This is a genomic window from Kosakonia beeri, assembly GCF_054165705.1.
In genome coordinates this window covers 999720-1016136 of sequence record NZ_CM135106.1, presented here as the reverse complement: position 1 = coordinate 1016136, position 16417 = coordinate 999720, and the positions used below count along the sequence as shown (strand labels likewise).

Annotated in this window: 13 protein-coding genes; 7 read left to right on the top strand and 6 right to left on the bottom strand. The window is 51.9% G+C overall.

Translation table 11 applies throughout. The annotated features are described in order from the left end of the window. Positions 1 to 12 precede the first annotated feature (12 nt). The 3 genes from chbR (at position 13) to chbG (ending at position 3055) form a co-directional block, all read left to right on the top strand. Positions 13 to 852, top strand: coding sequence for a transcriptional regulator ChbR (gene chbR / locus ACUY4S_RS05000; RefSeq protein ID WP_312691299.1), 840 nt, complete (start codon positions 13 to 15; stop codon positions 850 to 852). An 86-nt stretch (positions 853 to 938) separates the two neighbouring features. Continuing rightward, positions 939 to 2294 carry a 6-phospho-beta-glucosidase gene (locus ACUY4S_RS04995; RefSeq protein WP_458022128.1) on the top strand — a complete coding sequence of 452 codons (1356 nt, stop codon included), beginning with the start codon at positions 939 to 941 and terminating at the stop codon, positions 2292 to 2294. A gap of 2 nt (positions 2295 to 2296) precedes the next feature. Continuing rightward, the gene (gene chbG / locus ACUY4S_RS04990; protein ID WP_458022129.1) at positions 2297 to 3055 is read left to right on the top strand and encodes a chitin disaccharide deacetylase; all 759 of its coding nucleotides are present in this window, start codon (positions 2297 to 2299) and stop codon (positions 3053 to 3055) included. 55 nt (positions 3056 to 3110) lie between these two features. Here the strand turns inward: chbG and ACUY4S_RS04985 are convergent, their stop codons facing one another. From ACUY4S_RS04985 to ACUY4S_RS04970, 4 genes are all read right to left on the bottom strand, one after another. Further along, positions 3111 to 4667, bottom strand: a complete 1557-nt coding sequence (locus ACUY4S_RS04985) for a carbohydrate porin (protein ID WP_458022130.1) — start codon at positions 4665 to 4667, stop codon at positions 3111 to 3113. A 443-nt stretch (positions 4668 to 5110) separates the two neighbouring features. Then, entirely contained in the window at positions 5111 to 5434 is a 324-nt protein-coding gene (locus tag ACUY4S_RS04980; protein WP_312691295.1) for a hypothetical protein, read from the bottom strand. A gap of 149 nt (positions 5435 to 5583) precedes the next feature. Continuing rightward, positions 5584 to 7122: a carboxylesterase/lipase family protein gene (locus ACUY4S_RS04975; protein ID WP_458022131.1), complete on the bottom strand. Its 1539-nt coding sequence runs from the start codon at positions 7120 to 7122 to the stop codon at positions 5584 to 5586. Between the two features lie 190 nt (positions 7123 to 7312). After that, entirely contained in the window at positions 7313 to 7936 is a 624-nt protein-coding gene (locus tag ACUY4S_RS04970) for a histidine phosphatase family protein (protein ID WP_458022132.1), read from the bottom strand. 327 nt (positions 7937 to 8263) lie between these two features. On the opposite strand from ACUY4S_RS04970, the gene ACUY4S_RS04965 reads away from it, so the two are divergent. Beyond that, positions 8264 to 8713, top strand: coding sequence for a hypothetical protein (locus ACUY4S_RS04965; protein ID WP_458022133.1), 450 nt, complete (start codon positions 8264 to 8266; stop codon positions 8711 to 8713). A 532-nt stretch (positions 8714 to 9245) separates the two neighbouring features. Here the strand turns inward: ACUY4S_RS04965 and ACUY4S_RS04960 are convergent. Beyond that, entirely contained in the window at positions 9246 to 10184 is a 939-nt protein-coding gene (locus ACUY4S_RS04960; RefSeq protein WP_458022134.1) for a hypothetical protein, read from the bottom strand. Positions 10185 to 11175: 991 nt separating this feature from the next. On the opposite strand from ACUY4S_RS04960, the gene mutS reads away from it, so the two are divergent. Next, a complete protein-coding gene (mutS, locus tag ACUY4S_RS04955) occupies positions 11176 to 13737 on the top strand; it encodes a DNA mismatch repair protein MutS (protein ID WP_312691291.1) in 2562 nt (853 codons plus the stop codon). A 54-nt stretch (positions 13738 to 13791) separates the two neighbouring features. Here mutS and ACUY4S_RS04950 read toward each other — a convergent pair whose 3' ends face one another. Next, on the bottom strand, positions 13792 to 14679 hold the full coding sequence (locus ACUY4S_RS04950) for a LysR family transcriptional regulator (RefSeq protein ID WP_458022135.1): 888 nt from the start codon (positions 14677 to 14679) through the stop codon (positions 13792 to 13794). 108 nt (positions 14680 to 14787) lie between these two features. Between ACUY4S_RS04950 and ACUY4S_RS04945 the strand changes: the two genes are divergently transcribed. Further along, the gene (locus ACUY4S_RS04945) at positions 14788 to 15996 is read left to right on the top strand and encodes an MFS transporter (protein ID WP_458022136.1); all 1209 of its coding nucleotides are present in this window, start codon (positions 14788 to 14790) and stop codon (positions 15994 to 15996) included. Further along, a complete protein-coding gene (locus ACUY4S_RS04940; RefSeq protein ID WP_312691288.1) occupies positions 15993 to 16370 on the top strand; it encodes a DUF4440 domain-containing protein in 378 nt (125 codons plus the stop codon). Before ACUY4S_RS04945 ends, ACUY4S_RS04940 begins: the two co-directional genes overlap by 4 nt. Positions 16371 to 16417 lie beyond the last annotated feature (47 nt).

The window sequence follows — 16417 nt, the reverse complement described above, 5'->3', positions numbered from 1 at the left end:
AAGGAGTCGATTATGCAACCACAGACAATCCCACAGGAGATCGCCACCGTCCGTGAGCAGCAGCTTTTTAACGGCAAAAATTTCCATGTGTTTATCTATAACAAAACAGAGAGCGCCAGTGGGTTGCACCAGCATGACTATTACGAATTTACGCTGGTATTAACCGGGCGCTATTACCAGGCGATCAACGGTAAACGGGTATTGCTGGAAAGGGGGGATTTTGTCTTTATCCCACTGGGTTCGCACCACCAGAGTTTTTATGAATTCGGCGCGACGCGTATTCTTAATGTCGGCATCAGTAAGGCGTTTTTTGAACAACATTATCTTGGCCTGCTGCCCTTCTGCTTTGTCGCCTCGCAAGCCTATCGCACTACCAGCGCCTTTCTCACTTACGTTGAAACAGTAATCGCTTCGCTCAATTTTCGGGAAAGCGGGCTGGATGAATTTGTCGAAGCGGTGACTTTTCACATTATCAACCGCTTACGTCATTACCGTGAAGAACAGGTGATTGACGACACGCCGCAATGGCTGAAAGCCACCATCGAAGCCATGCACGATAAGGCCCAGTTTGGCGAGCGTGCGCTCGAGAATATGGTGCGGTTATCGGGCAAATCGCAAGAGTATTTGACGCGGGCAGTGCGACGTTATTACAGCAAAACGCCCATGCAGATCATTAATGAAATCCGCATCGATTTTGCGAAAAAACAGCTGGAAATGACCAACTATTCGGTAACGGATATTGCCTGGGAATCGGGTTATAGCAGCCCCAGCCTGTTTATTAAGACGTTTAAAAAGATGACCTCTTTTACACCCAATGGCTACCGCAAGCGATTAACCGAGTTAGTTCAGTAACCGCACTATTTACGTCAGTCCGCTAAGTACCTGCGGCTTACCTGCTCTTTACCGCACCGGGCTGAAGCACACTGAAGGGAGGAGTTATGAGCCAGAAATTAAAAATTGTCACCATTGGCGGCGGGAGCAGCTACACCCCGGAACTGCTGGAAGGGTTTCTCAAGCGCTATCACGAATTGCCCGTGAGCGAACTGTGGCTGGTCGATGTCGCAGAGGGCAAAGAGAAGCTGGATATCATTTTCGACCTCTGCCAGCGCATGGTAGACAAAGCCGGCGTACCGTTAAAACTCGTTAAAACGCTGAACCGCCGCGAAGCGTTGCAGGGGGCTGATTTTGTGACCACCCAGTTGCGTGTAGGTCAGTTAAAAGCGCGTGAACTGGACGAGCGCATTCCCCTCAGTCATGGTTATCTGGGGCAGGAGACCAACGGCGCAGGCGGCCTGTTTAAGGGGTTACGCACGATTCCTGTTATTTTCGACATCGTCCGCGACGTCGAAGAGATTTGCCCGCAGGCCTGGGTGATTAACTTTACCAACCCGGCAGGTATGGTGACGGAGGCGGTCTATCGACACACCGGTTTTAAGCGGTTCCTCGGTGTGTGCAACATCCCCATCGGCATGAAAATGTTTATTCGCGACGTGCTGAAATTAAACGACGACGATGACCTGTCGATAGATCTTTTTGGCCTCAACCACATGGTCTTTATCAAAGAGGTGCTGGTGAACGGCACATCGCGCTTTGCGGAGTTGCTGGAGGGTGTGGCCTCCGGCAAATTAAAAGCCTCGACGGTGAAAAACGTGTTCGATCTGCCCTTCAGCGAAGGCCTGATCCGTGCCCTGAATCTGTTGCCGTGCTCCTATTTGCTCTATTACGTGAAGCAAAAGGAGATGCTGGCCATTGAACTGGGCGAATATTACAAAGGCGGTGCGCGGGCGCAAGTTGTGCAGAAAGTTGAGAAACAGCTGTTTGAACTCTATAAAGATCCGCACCTGAACATCAAACCCAAAGAGCTGGAACAACGCGGCGGCGCTTACTATTCCGATGCCGCTTGTGAAGTGATCAACGCAATCTATAACGATAAGAAAACCGAGCACTACGTCAACATTCCCCACCTGGGGCATATTGATAATATTCCGGCGGACTGGGCTATTGAAATGACCGCGATCCTTGGGCGCGATGGTGCAAAACCCCATCCCCGTCTCACCCACTTTGATGAAAAAGTGCAGGGACTGATCTACACCATTAAAGGCTTTGAAATCGCCGCCAGCCGCGCCGCATTGAGCGGTGAGTTTAACGATGTGCTGCTGGCACTGAGCCTTAGCCCGTTGATCCATTCAGACAGTGATGCGCAGGTACTGGCGCGTGAAATGCTGCTGGCGCATGAGAAGTGGCTCCCTTATTTTGCTGACTGTATTAAGGCGCTGAAACAGACCCAGGAGTAGCAATGGAAAAGTTACTGATCGTCAACGCGGATGACTTTGGTCTTAGCAAGGGGCAAAACTACGGTATTCTGGAGAGCTTCCGTCATGGCGTAGTGACCTCCACGACGGCGCTGGTGAATGGCCCGGCGGTAGAACATGCCGTGCGCATCGCGCGCGAACACCCCAGGCTCGCGGTGGGTCTGCACTTTGTACTGACGCTCGGTACACCGCTGACCCCCATGCCCGGCCTGGCGCAAAACGGGCGACTGGGTAAATGGATCTGGCAGCAGGCAGAAAAAGGGGCGCTGCCGCTGGAAGAGATCGCCGCTGAACTGGCAAGTCAGTATCAGCGATTTATCGATCTGTTTGGCCGGGCACCGACCCATATCGACAGTCATCATCACGTGCATATGATCCCGCAATTGTTTCCCCTGGTGGCGCAATTTGCCGCGCAGCGCGGTGTGGCATTGCGTGTCGATCAGCAAACGGTGCCTGACGAAGCGAAAAAACCGCTGACAGTACGCCGTTCACAGGGTTTCAGCAGTGAGTTCTACGGTGAAGATGTCTGCGAGGCGCTCTTTTTACAGACGCTGGACGCTTCAACAACGCGGGGAGAGTCATCGCTGGAAATAATGTGCCACCCGGCATTTATCGATAACGCGATTCGCCAGAGCAGCTACTGTTATCCCCGACTGGCGGAGCTGGAGGTATTGACCTCTCCTGCCCTGAAGAAGGCAATTGCGGAGCGGGGCTATCGTCTGGGGACTTTTCTTGATGTGTAAGTGAAATTGCGGCGCACCTTGCGCCGCAATCATTACACTGCACAAGGCAAGTGGCTTACCACCACACTTCGGCCTGCGCTCCAATGGTTAACTGATCTTTCTGCCCATCGCCGAATTTAAACTGACTGATGGCATTGTCCTGCGCGCGCATCCAGGTGGCGTAAAAACGCAGTTCCGGCCTGGACTGCAACAGGCTGGTGTCCACTTTCAGGGCGTGGTAAAGCGTCGCTTTATAGCCTTTTTCATGGTAATCCACGCCCTGCTGCTGGTTGGTTTGCTTAAACCATGCCAGCTCTACGCCACTTTGATGATAATCCGACCAGATATACGCAGGACGTACAACGGCCCGGTAGCTTTGAAAGTCGGTATGCGCGCCTGTGTCATAACTGTAGATATCGCGGCCCATCGACCAGACCAGCGCATGCGCCAGCACCACGTTTGAAACAGGGTAAAACTCCCCTTGAGAGATGAGTCGCCAGGCTTTGCCGTAGCTGTGATCGCCATAGTAATCATCGCCATTACCCAACCCAGGGCTGGCACCGGAGATCAGGGCAAAACCGCTGGCGAGGGAGTTATCTGCCGCCTGCAATGTGACCTCTTCAAAACCGCCGCTGTGGAAGTTGTGGCGTAGCACCGCACCAGCAAGCCAGCTATCTTTGATACTGTAATGGCTGCCGCTATTTTCATGGGATTTGTAGTCGTCTGATTTATTAGTCAGCGAGTAGCGGCCAAGCAGTTCCAACGTGGCGTTATCCCACAGTGGCAGATCTTTATAGCGCACATCAATCGTATTGGCGTTTACCTGCATCGCCCCCTGGTTTACCGGCGCGTTAACCGGATGGGCGTTCAGGTCCTGGCGAACCAGCGCCACATTCAGCTTGCCTGTGCCAACGGGCAGGTTTTCTACGCCAATACCGGCGCCGCTGCTGGTCTGGTGACTTTTCCAGTCCAGCATTTGAATTTCGTACTTCGGCAGATTGTGTTTACCGACCCACAAATCTGCGTCTGGCGCGAAGCCAAGAAACCCATGGGTGGTGAGATAGATGTCTGAGAACTGGAGAATGTTTTCGGAACCTTTATCAAACCAGGCATCGCCGTACTGCGCACCAACATTGCCATCAAGCTGCACCACCGCGTGGGCAGATTTGCCATTCTGCTCGTACACTTTCTGTGTGAATTTCAGATCAAACCAGGAGGAGTATTCATTGCCAAAACGCCCCAGCGAACCAATGGCATACTCTTTTGGCGCACCGTGATCCGCGGTACCCCAACCGGAACGTAAATAGCCCGTGAATGAGAAACCGATGTCTTCTTTCACAAACTGGCTTATTTCTTTAAGTGTTAATACTTTTTTTGTGTCGGCAGGTTTATTTTCCACCTGCGTGTTAAGTGCATTGTTTTGATGATTATTAGCTGGTGAATTCATCATTCCGGCCACTGGTTTGGCAGCATTTTTATACTGTTCCAGTTCCGTACGCGTTTTGCTGAGTTCAATGGAGTTTTCCAGCAGTTTTTGTTCCAGAAGAGCAAGCCGCTCCTCAACGGGCAGCGCCTGCGCCCAGGCGTTACCGCAGGCCGCAGAGATAAACAGCACGAGCAGTGATTTTTTCATATCAGACAATCCATGTGATTAATTAGAATAAACCGTTAATGCGCCCATTATTTGGAAAGAATAAACAATATATTAAAATTTTATTTATTAACCCCTGAATAAGAGCGGTTTTATTCTATATCAAAGCCAGCAAATAAATACAGCGACAAATAATACATTCATCACAGCAATTCAATGGCAAAACTTATTATTTAGCGCAAGCCACCGTTAATTAAACATGTTATTTAATCTATTAAATTATTTATTTCTGGAAGAGGAAAACCTATTACGCATGCGGGAACGGTCCGTGCGGTCGCCAAATTGCCAGTAAAAGAATACAGACGATAAAGGGGGCCAGGCGAATACATCGCGCCGCTCTCCCGCCCGCCAGGCGGGCATGATGAGTGATGCCAAAAGAGGGAAATCAGGGATAGCGCTGAGGGTGTGTAATATCAATTCAGCCTTCAGATCCAATCTTCGACCGGGTTATCCAGCGGCCTGAGCGGAGGGGTAATGCGTTCGATTTCGTCTTCGATATTAAATTCGGTCAGATCTTCTGCCGTCGCCAGCAAAAAAGTATGCCCTTCCGGCGAGAGCCACTCCGAGATGAAATAGTTCTCTTTGCGCGACAGCCCGATTTTTTGCTGCCCCTCCCGGTCAAAAAATTGCCCGTAGCGCTCATCTTTCTTTGACAGGTTCAACCCCATGGCCGGATAAACGCCGCGCCACACTTCACCGTGATGTTTACCGCCCAGCACAAGGTACTCCTGCATGATTGTTTTACTCATTTGCCACCTCCGTCACGTGTTTCTTTAAAGCGTAGCCAAAATGAAAGCGAACGCACAAAGCGCGTTCCGTTCGCTTGGGTGGCAACCTGCTCACTGCGTCCAGACGGGACGCATCCGGGAGTCCCCCACTCCCGAATGCAGGCTTAGTGTTAGCGGTTAATGGCCTCGATCAGATCGAGACGCTCACGCAGCGGGTCCGGCATCATCGTGATGGCTGCCGCACCTTGTGGCGGGATCGAAAGCAGGTTGTCTTTCTGCGTGTCGTAAGGCTCCCAGTTGGGTAAGTCAGCGGCGTTCGGGTTACCCGTTTTGGCAAAATTAACCCAGTAGCGATGCATAATATCCGCTACACGTTGGTCTTCCGGGGTGACCGCCTGGCCAAACCGCGCCGCCATCGTGTCAAACACATAAGGTATTTCGCTGGCATGCGGCGCTTCACCCCAGCTGTTTTTCATCGAATCGGCAACATAAGCAAAACGGTACGACCAGACCGGGAGACTGTTTTTTGCCCATACTCTGGCGACATAACGTGCCGGTTCGGTCATAAGTTTATATTGCGCAATGCGCATGGCTGCGACCTGCGGGGTTAAGCCCGCAAAAGCCTGCTGTGCGCGGGAGGCGGCCTCCTCCGGAAACGGCTTTAAGGCCTCGTCCAGGGTGGTCACTGCGGGCGGGAAACCAATCTCCCAACTGTTCACACCAACCAGCAAAGGAACCTGAATAAAATCGCCTCTGTCGTAGCGTTGCTGCGGCTCTTCCTGGATGATCTTGCCGTCAATCATCGGCCCGGAATAGGTGCCATCGGGGACTGTCGCCATATTCAGGCCATCGACCAGTTTTGCCGCAGGCAACTGCCGAAGGCTCGCCAGCGCACTGGCATCCGTTGCGGAAATGCCATTTTTCGCCGCAAAAGCCACGCCATAGTGTTCTGCCTGCTGCCAGCTCTGATTTGCCGTCTTATTGTGGCGACCGGAACCCGATTCGATAATAGCTTTTTGGAACAGGCCGCGGCTTAACGGTGTGGTCAGTAGCGAATGAATCGACATCCCCCCCGCCGATTCACCGAACAGTGTGACATTGTTTTTATCGCCGCCGAATGCCTGGATATTCTGTTGCACCCAGCGCAACGCCGCTAATTGATCCATCAGCCCATAGTTTCCGCGAAGGCTCTCGCCAGCAAGAGCAGGATGGGCAAAAAACCCGAAACGGCCAACACGATAATTAAAACTGACGAAGACAATACCCTGGCGGGCGAAAGCCTGACCTGAGTAAACCGCTGGCGACGATCCGCCGTTGACGTATCCGCCGCCATAAATCCACACCATCACCGGTAAATGATCGCTTTCTTCATCGGGCCGCCAGACATTGATCGTCAGGCAATCCTCGCTGAATCCTACACCGGATGGCGCGGCATCCCCCTCAAACGGCTTCTGTAGGCAATCATCGCCGTAGTGGCGTGTCTCTTTAACGCCGTGCCAGGGTTCGACATCCTGCGGCGGCTGCCAGCGCCGATCGCCCGTTGGCGGCTTAGCGTAGGGAATACCAAGCCAGGCTCGGGTGCCATCGAGCTTCGTCCCGCTAATTACCCCGCCGGCGAGCGTGACCTGCAACGGTGGTTCCGCAGCCTGCGCTGCAGAAATTATCGCCATTGCGCCTGAAAGCAGTAAGGGCATTAACTGTTTGTTCATCCATTGCTCCCTGTGCGTTTTTCCTGGAAATTCCCGGGATTTCCCGGCTTGTGACAGCGTTGTCTGTGAATACTGAATGATCCGCCGGGTTAAAATCCTGAGGTTACAAATATGTGCAGGTAAAAAAGAGTCGCTTTCCCGATGCAGCAGACTCTTCGGTTGGCATCAGTCTCAGACCTGCTATGTCTTTCTAACTTTCAGGCAGACCCAGTAAGTGCGTGGCTATTCCCCAGCGGATCGCCATCGCGTTACCCTCCTGCACCTCTAATACGGAATAACTCGCATTTGGGTGCGCATAACGCGAGAAAGGGTCAATCTTGCCCTCTTTGAGGAGCGCAAGCGCCCCTTGCACCACATGTCCATGCGTGACGACACAGAGGGTTTGATGAGAAGCCGTCGCCATCAAAAGGCGTAAAAAATCCATCAGCCGGTAAGCAGCCTGCACCAGCGACTCGCCGTCGGGTGGGCAAAACCCGGCGTCTCGTTCAAATAGCGCCCGGGCATGACCCGGGTGATCGCACTGGAGTTGCTGCGTTGTCATCCCTTCATAAAGACCAAACGCCTGTTCTTTCAGGGCGTCTTGCGCCACCAGCGGGCAGCAGAAATGCTCCGCCAGCGCCAGGCCCATATGCCAGGCGCGGCCGAGAGGCGAAGCATAAACATACTCAACGGCATACCCGGCATCCGTTAATGCGGCAAGTAATGCGGAAGTTTCCAGTACGCCCCGTGCGGTTAAGGGGCTATCCTGGTGCCCTTGTATTATTCCACGCTGGTTCCATTCCGTTTCGGCGTGCCGTACCAGGATCACTTTCATCGCAAATTCCGTTGTCTCAGTCGTTGGCCCCATCCACCAGAGCGGCGATGGCAGGTAAATCCATTTAATAATGGCAGACTCCTGACGCTTTAGATTTATCTGAACACAGACTTTTTTCGTTCTTGCCCTGATAGCCAGGCATGCTGATTAACCGGAACCGTATATCCGACAGCCAGAAGCGGTATCAGAAATTCGCTGTTAAGCCCATGAACAGCTGTGATGAGTTCACATTTACTGACGACAGAACCGCAACGTTTTCATCCTGCAAAGTTGACAGTGTTGATGCCATCGTTGAAGATTCACGCCAGCAAATAGTTGAGGTGAAATATGCATGAATTAGTGACTTTTTTGTTGATGGTGTTGCCCTTTATTCTGTTTATCATCCTGATAAAGTGGTTTTCCAGAATGCTTCACCATCCCCAAAAAATCATTCCAGAACCTAACGGAATGATGAAAATATCATCATCACCCTCCTATTTTGGAGGTTCATCCTCGGATGCAGACTATTATTATGATGATCACTATTTTTATGAAGTTAAAAATAATAACACGCATAAAATTCAGCTTTCTCAAATAATCCGTGTTAAACCAGGTTTTACAAAAATAAATAACAGACGAAACTGGTGCGTGACCTATCTAATCCATAACCAGAAAAAAGAGGTTCATTTCTATAGCAATTTAACATTGTTTAACCATAACTTTGCGGGCTTTTTACTGGCCGTAAAAAAAGCAAACCCGGAAGCGGAACTGAAAAAATTATCACTATTTAATTTGTAACAAGAGGGCCACGTCCTGGGTTTATATTTGAATTACCTGACGCAATTTATTCCCCACGTGCCGAGCCTCGTATCAAAAACCTGAGGGGGAGCGGGGCATATTCGGCTTTGTCTTCATAGTAACCGGGCGCAGCTCAACTGCTGCAAGGGTTAAGAATCAGCAGAAATGCTGAGCGCCAGGCATCACCGATATCTTTATCCCCCGCACTCAGCATTTCTGCCGTTTGATAAACCATAAAAAAATATAAATATATTATGAGGTTATATTGAATATGAACACTTCGTAATATTTCCTCTTGCGATTCGGTACCCGACAAGAACCCCTGAAATCATGCTGACATAATAATCTATCGGCGTTCCGGAAACTATCTCGAACCATTGAGCATCTGTTTCATTACCATTTATGATACTTATTTTCCAGCATGGTTCATGCTCAAAGTTTACTTTAATAGCACTATTATTATTATCATCCCAGGTATCATTCCGGGATCTGGCAAAGGATTTGGCAATCTTAGTTGCCTGCTCTTTTGTAATCATTTCATTAAGCCATATGAGACGTTGTATACAAGCCCACCCACAACTACCGGGCCAAGAAATATGCCTGCAGCTTCAGCCCGAAGCAGATTGTATGTGATTTGATATTCGGTATTGATTATCGGAAATTTAAGCCCCTGAATTGAATACTCCATACTCATTCCTCTGGCCCGCATCTGCCCAATGGTTTCAGCCAACGCTTCTTCAAGGTAGCGCAGTAAATAAGATCTCAAATAACCACTTTGTCGCATAAAAGCCCTGAATTCACGAAAAAGATAAAACTTAGGCGCTATAAACTGGTGAACCTGCTCATGATATAATGTTACTAACATTTCTTCTTTAGCTTGAGAAGAAGACATTACATCAGGGTAATAATTTCGCCCTATTCTGATATCACCAGAAATATTTGTACTACCCTGCCTAACCTCAGATCTCCTGGTAAAAATAATCTTTGGTCGGTATCTCCAGCCCGGTGAAGTGTTCCTTGGGAGATTCATTTTTCCCGCAATTTCACTGCTATATTTTGGAACACGGACCCCACCTTTGGTCGTTTGAAAGGTATCCCCCGGTTTCTTATGCATTAAAATAATCATAACAGTATTAATACCAAGCAAAGTAACCACATCAGCAAGGTCTTGTGCAGCGGCATCCAAATCGAACTCTGTTTGAGCTTTTTTTATTTTAACTGCGAAATCATACAGTTTTTTGCCCGCTTCAACTGCAACACCACCTACTGCGACCCATCCCACAATCAGCAAAATCACATCAGCAAGCTCACCGATACCAAAGAAATGTGAGCCTGCCCATAAAACGATAACCCCAGCCATTGTCGCTAATGCCTGAGGAGTAATCAGAGCTAATAACTGTTGTCCAAAATCGTATGGCAGTATAACGGCCGCTTTAGTAAGCGTAGTTTTTAACTTTGTCTGTAAATCCATACTGTTTACATTCATTGTTGGGCGTCACGCAGGATAATCGCTCTATCATACACCTCACATATATGTCAGTAATCGATTACAAGATAGGAATTATCCCAAAAAAATTCCGTGCGCTATAAATATCACTAAATATTTTCTTGAAAATTTACATAAAAACCAACATACCATTCTAAAAAAATAACCACTTAAAATACAAATAAGTTATTTTGATAAAAGCCAACATATTGATGACATTAATAACCATCACAAAGAATAAATTTTAAAATAAGTTTAAAAGTAAGAAAAGGCTATTAATGGCACCTGATTAAAACATAAAAATCCATATAAAAACTCAATAATTTCTTACCTGCCTTGTTTCGAACCTTCCATAGCTTGGATTATGCAAGTAAGTTGTGACAAAAATGGTATCAAACCGCCCTACCTATTCAGCCCACTGGCAATAATAGCTTCAATAGAACTTTACTAGCCTGCACTTTTACCCCGTTTGGCAATAATGCCGTTAATGAGGATTATAACGTGTTTGCAAATAATTTAATGCGGTATTACGTTTATTCAACGCGCCTACATTACCAGCATAAAACATCCCACGAACCTGATATGAACCTTCAGATAAATTACCCCGGAACGACTTTGTCATCGTTGGTTTTGCAGTCTCCAAAATGCTCAGGCAGGTGGCGTTCACCTAGCCCCTGATCTGTTAATTCAGGTACTTTCACTGTGCAGCCTCGGTTGTTTAGCAGGAAACGCGTAAATCACGATTTTCGCTGACCCCACCGATATCTTTATCCCCCGCACTCAGCATTTCTGCCGTTTGCGACGACGGTGGTTTCCTCTTGTTTTCCTGCTATCAAGACTCCGTTATCATGCACTCTGCGCATTTGAAAACTGAAATCCAGTGTTTCAGAAGATCTGATGAGATGATGTGAAACTCAATGAGAACAATAAATATCACTAACTCATTAAAATTTAAGAAAATGGACATCATAAGCTGATGAGTACGACTGAGAATTTCGACGCCCACACCCCAATGATGCAGCAGTACCTGAAGCTGAAAGCGCAGCATCCGGATATCCTGCTGTTCTACCGTATGGGCGACTTCTACGAGCTGTTTTATGACGATGCCAAACGCGCATCGCAGTTGATGGATATCTCGCTGACCAAACGTGGTGCCTCGGCGGGTGAACCGATCCCGATGGCGGGCGTTCCGCACCATGCCGTCGAGAACTATCTGGCGAAGCTGGTAAGCCTTGGCGAGTCGGTGGCTATTTGCGAACAAATTGGCGATCCGGCTACCAGCAAAGGGCCGGTCGAACGTAAAGTCGTGCGTATTGTCACGCCGGGCACCATCAGTGATGAAGCGCTGCTGCAAGAGCGTCAGGATAACCTGCTGGCGGCAATCTGGCAGGACAACAAAGGCTTTGGCTACGCCACGCTGGATATCAGTTCCGGGCGTTTTCGCGTTAGCGAACCGGCCGATCGCGACACCATGGCCGCTGAGTTGCAGCGCACCAACCCGGCGGAGCTGCTGTATGCAGAAGACTTTGCCGAAACGGCACTGATTGAAGGCCGTCGCGGCCTGCGTCGCCGCCCGCTGTGGGAATTTGAAATCGATACCGCGCGCCAGCAACTGAACCTGCAATTTGGCACCCGTGATCTGGTGGGGTTTGGCGTGGAAAACGCACCGCGCGGTCTGTGCGCCGCCGGGTGTCTGTTGCAATATGTGAAAGACACGCAGCGCACCGCCCTGCCGCATATCCGCTCTATCACGATGGAACGCCAGCAGGACACCATCATTATGGATGCCGCCACGCGGCGAAATCTGGAAATCACCCAAAACCTGGCCGGCGGCATTGAAAACACGCTGGCCTCGGTGCTGGATTGCACCGTTACCGCCATGGGTAGCCGCATGTTGAAACGCTGGCTGCATATGCCGGTACGCGACACCCGCGTGTTAACTGAACGTCAGCAAACCATCGGCGCGTTACAGGAACGTACCGCCGAATTGCAGCCGGTTCTGCGCCAGGTCGGGGATCTGGAACGTATTCTGGCGCGCCTGGCGCTGCGTACAGCCCGCCCGCGTGACCTCGCGCGGATGCGCTACGCTTTTCAGCAACTGCCGGAGCTGCGCAACCTGCTGGCGGATGTCGACAGCGCGCCGGTGCAGGTGTTGCGTGAAAAAATGGGCGAATTCAGCGAACTGCGTGAGCTGCTTGAGCGTGCGATTATCGACGCGCCGCCGGTGCTGGTGCGGGATGGCGGCGTGATCGCGCCAGGCTATAACGCTGAGCTCGACGAGTGGCGCGGCCTGGCTGACGGCGCCACCGATTATCTGGACAGGCTGGAGATCCGCGAACGCGAACGCCTCGGGCTGGATACGCTCAAAGTCGGTTATAACGCCGTGCATGGCTATTTTATTCAAATCAGCCGTGGGCAAAGCCACCTTGCGCCGATCCATTATGTGCGTCGCCAGACGCTGAAAAACGCCGAACGCTACATTATTCCTGAGCTGAAAGAGTACGAAGACAAAGTCCTTACATCGAAAGGCAAAGCGCTGGCGCTGGAGAAACAGCTTTACGACGAACTGTTCGATCTGCTGATGCCGCACCTGGCAGAGCTACAACAGAGCGCGTCTGCGCTGGCAGAACTGGATGTGCTGGTGAACCTGGCGGAACGCGCGGATACGCTGAATTATTGTTGCCCGACTTTTAGCGAAAAACCGGGCATTCGCATCAGCGAGGGGCGTCACCCGGTGGTGGAGCAGGTGCTGAAAGAGCCGTTTATTGCCAACCCGCTGAATTTATCGCCCCAGCGTCGGATGCTGATCATTACCGGGCCGAATATGGGGGGTAAAAGCACCTATATGCGCCAGACTGCCCTGATTGCCCTACTGGCTTATATCGGCAGTTACGTACCGGCACAGAAAGTGGAGATCGGGCCAATCGATCGCATCTTTACCCGCGTCGGCGCTGCCGATGACCTGGCCAGCGGGCGCTCCACGTTTATGGTAGAGATGACCGAAACCGCCAACATCCTGCATAACGCCACGGAAAATAGCCTGGTGTTAATGGATGAGATTGGACGCGGCACCTCTACCTATGATGGCTTGTCGCTGGCATGGGCCTGCGCGGAGAATCTGGCGAATAAAATCAAAGCGTTGACGCTGTTCGCGACCCATTATTTTGAACTGACGCAACTGCCAGAAAAAATGGAAGGCGTGGCCAATGTGCATCTCGACGCACTCGAGCATGGTGACACCATCGCCTTTATGCATAGCGTGCAGGATGGCGCAGCCAGCAAAAGTTATGGTCTGGCGGTGGCGGCCCTGGCCGGCGTGCCAAAAGAGGTGATCAAACGTGCGCGCGGCAAACTGCGAGAGCTGGAGAGCCTGTCACCAGGTGCGGCGGCCACGCAGATTGATGGTACGCAAATGTCCCTGCTGGCTACTGCGGAAGAAACCAGCCCGGCGCTGGAAGCGCTGGAAAGTCTCGATCCGGATACCTTAACGCCCCGTCAGGCGCTGGAGTGGATTTACCGACTGAAAAGCCTGGTGTAAAACCGGGCCGCTTATCCGGCCTGTCTCCGTTGCAGGCCGGATAATGATGTCGCGCTAATCAAGCCGTGCGCGCAGGAAGTCGACAAAAGCGCGCACTTTAGCCGGAACATGCTGTGCATCTGCGTACAAAGCATAAACTCCTTGCTGCCTAAAGGTATATGCGGGCAAAACGTGGACTAACCGCCCTTCTGCCAGCGCACGTCTCACCAGCCACTCCGGCAGCAAAGCCACTCCGCACCCGGCAAGGGCAAAGGCCATCAACGCCTGAGCACTGTCTGCCGACAAACGCATTGCGGTTTTAATTTCCAGCGTTTCACTGTTGCCACTGGCATCGCACACCTGCCAGCGCAGCGGTGTAGTGAGCCGTTCGTGGATGATCCACTGCGTCTGCGCGAGCATCTCCAGCGAGGTGACAGGCTGTGTCGCCAGCCACTGCGGCGCGGCGACGGGCAAAATCGCAAAGTGCGAGAGTAAAGCCGCGCGATAACGAGAATCAGCAAGCTGGCCGAGACGAATGGCCACATCAAAACGCTCTGAAATCAAATCCGCATGATGCGAGGACGCCACATGACGGATACGCAGCGCCGGATGAAGCTGGCTGAACGCCGCAAGTGCAGGGATCACGACCTGCGCGCCATATTCCGGCGTGGTGGTAATGCGCAGTTCACCACTCAGCCCGGTGTGACTGGCCCTCACCTCATCCTGCAAGTTCACCGCGGCATTTAACAACTCCACCCCTCGTTGATAAAACAGCGTGCCCGCATCGGTCAGCGTCAGACGGCGGGTAGATCGCAGAAGCAAGGTTACTCCCAGCTCATTTTCCAGCTGGCGAATATTAAAACTCACCACGGCTTTGGTCTGCCCCAGCGCAGCGGCGGCGGCGGTAAAACTGCCGCTGTCCACCACCGCCACAAAGAAGGTCATCCGTTGCAAATTGAGCATGCGCGCCCCGTCACTGTCAAAAATAATTTGACAGTATATCGCCGCTGTCGCCGTTTATCCCGCTGCTTTCGGCCGCTACATTACCGCACCCACTCCGGAGGATGAAGAATGGCTTATCGCAATAAAGTCGCGGTGGTTTACCTGCTGGGCTTTTTTCTCGACTTAATCAATATGTTTATTGCCAGTATCGCCTTTCCGGCGATGGCGGCCACACTGCAGGCTTCCGTCTCCGCACTGGCCTGGGTCAGCAATGGCTATATCGCCGGGCTGACACTGGTCATGCCATTGAGTGCATGGCTCACACGCCGGGTTGGCGCACGGCGGCTGTTTATACTGTCGTTGGCAGTGTTCAGCGCCGCCGCTCTTGCTGCCGGGCTCGCGGGTTCGCTCGCCAGCCTGATTTTCTGGCGCGTAATACAGGGGGTCGGCGGTGGTCTGCTGATCCCGGTGGGACAGGCTCTGACGTGGCAACAGTTCCCGCCGCATCAGCGCGCAAAAATCTCCTCCGTGGTTATGCTGGTTGCCCTGCTGGCTCCTGCATGCTCGCCTGCGGTCGGCGGACTGTTGGTACAAACCTTAAACTGGCGCTGGACCTTCTTCGCTACTGTGCCTGTAGCCCTCATGGCGTTGCTGCTGGCCTGCCTTTGGCTTAACGAAACACCGATAACGGCAGGGAGTAAGCGACTGCTGCACTTGCAGCTGCTAAGAAACTCGTTGCTGCGCTTTGCCATGGTGGTTTACCTCTGCGTGCCAGGGATGTTTATTGGCATTAGTGTCGTCGGGATGTTTTACCTGCAACAGACGCTGAGAATGACGCCCGCCGCCAGCGGCGCATTAATGATCCCATGGTCGCTGGCATCGTTTATCGCCATTCTGGTTAGCGGTAAATTTTTCAATCGCGTCGGCCCCAGGCCGCTCATTATTAGCGGCTGTCTGCTGCAGGCCGTCGGCATTCTGATGCTGACCGCCATCACGCCGGGGAGCGCGTACAGCATGCTTATTGCCGCGTTTGGGTTAATGGGCGCAGGCGGCAGTTTGTGTAGTAGTACTGCGCAAAGCAGCGCCTTTTTGACCGTCTCACATCAGGATATGCCCGATGCCACAGCACTGTGGAACATCAACCGACAGTTGAGTTTTTTGTCAGGCGCTACTGCACTGACGCTTTGGCTGGGGCTGCTTCAGCAGGTTCTGCCGCAGGTGCAGGCCTGGCGCTGGACCTTCAGCGCGGCGGCCTTTATCTCACTTTTGCCTCTGTTTGCCGCATTCCGGCTGGATAACCGGCACACCCTTCACCACCTTCGTCAGGAGAAGTTATGAACCCGAACATCACAGAAGTGATTAATGCCCATATCGCCATTGAGAACTGGCTTAGCCGGGGGGAAGGCCCCCTTGAACCATTGCTGGCGCGGTTTGCTCCGGATTTCACGATGGTAACGCTCAGCGGCGCATGCCTTGATAACGCCACGCTGGCGGATTTTTTCCGTGCGCAATGCGGTGTCCGACCGGGGCTGCGTATCCAGGTGGACTGCATTGAAGTGCTGGCGGAGTGGCAGGATGGCGCCGTGCTGCGCTACCAGGAAACGCACAGTCTGCCGTCCGGGGGAAATGTACGCTGGTCAACGGTAGTATTCAGACAGGAAGGCGATCGGCGGGTCTGGCGTCACTTGCAGGAAACGGCACAAGCGCAGTAGCCGGAAAACAGGCAAAGAAAAAGGCCGGAGCGTATGCGACCGGCCTT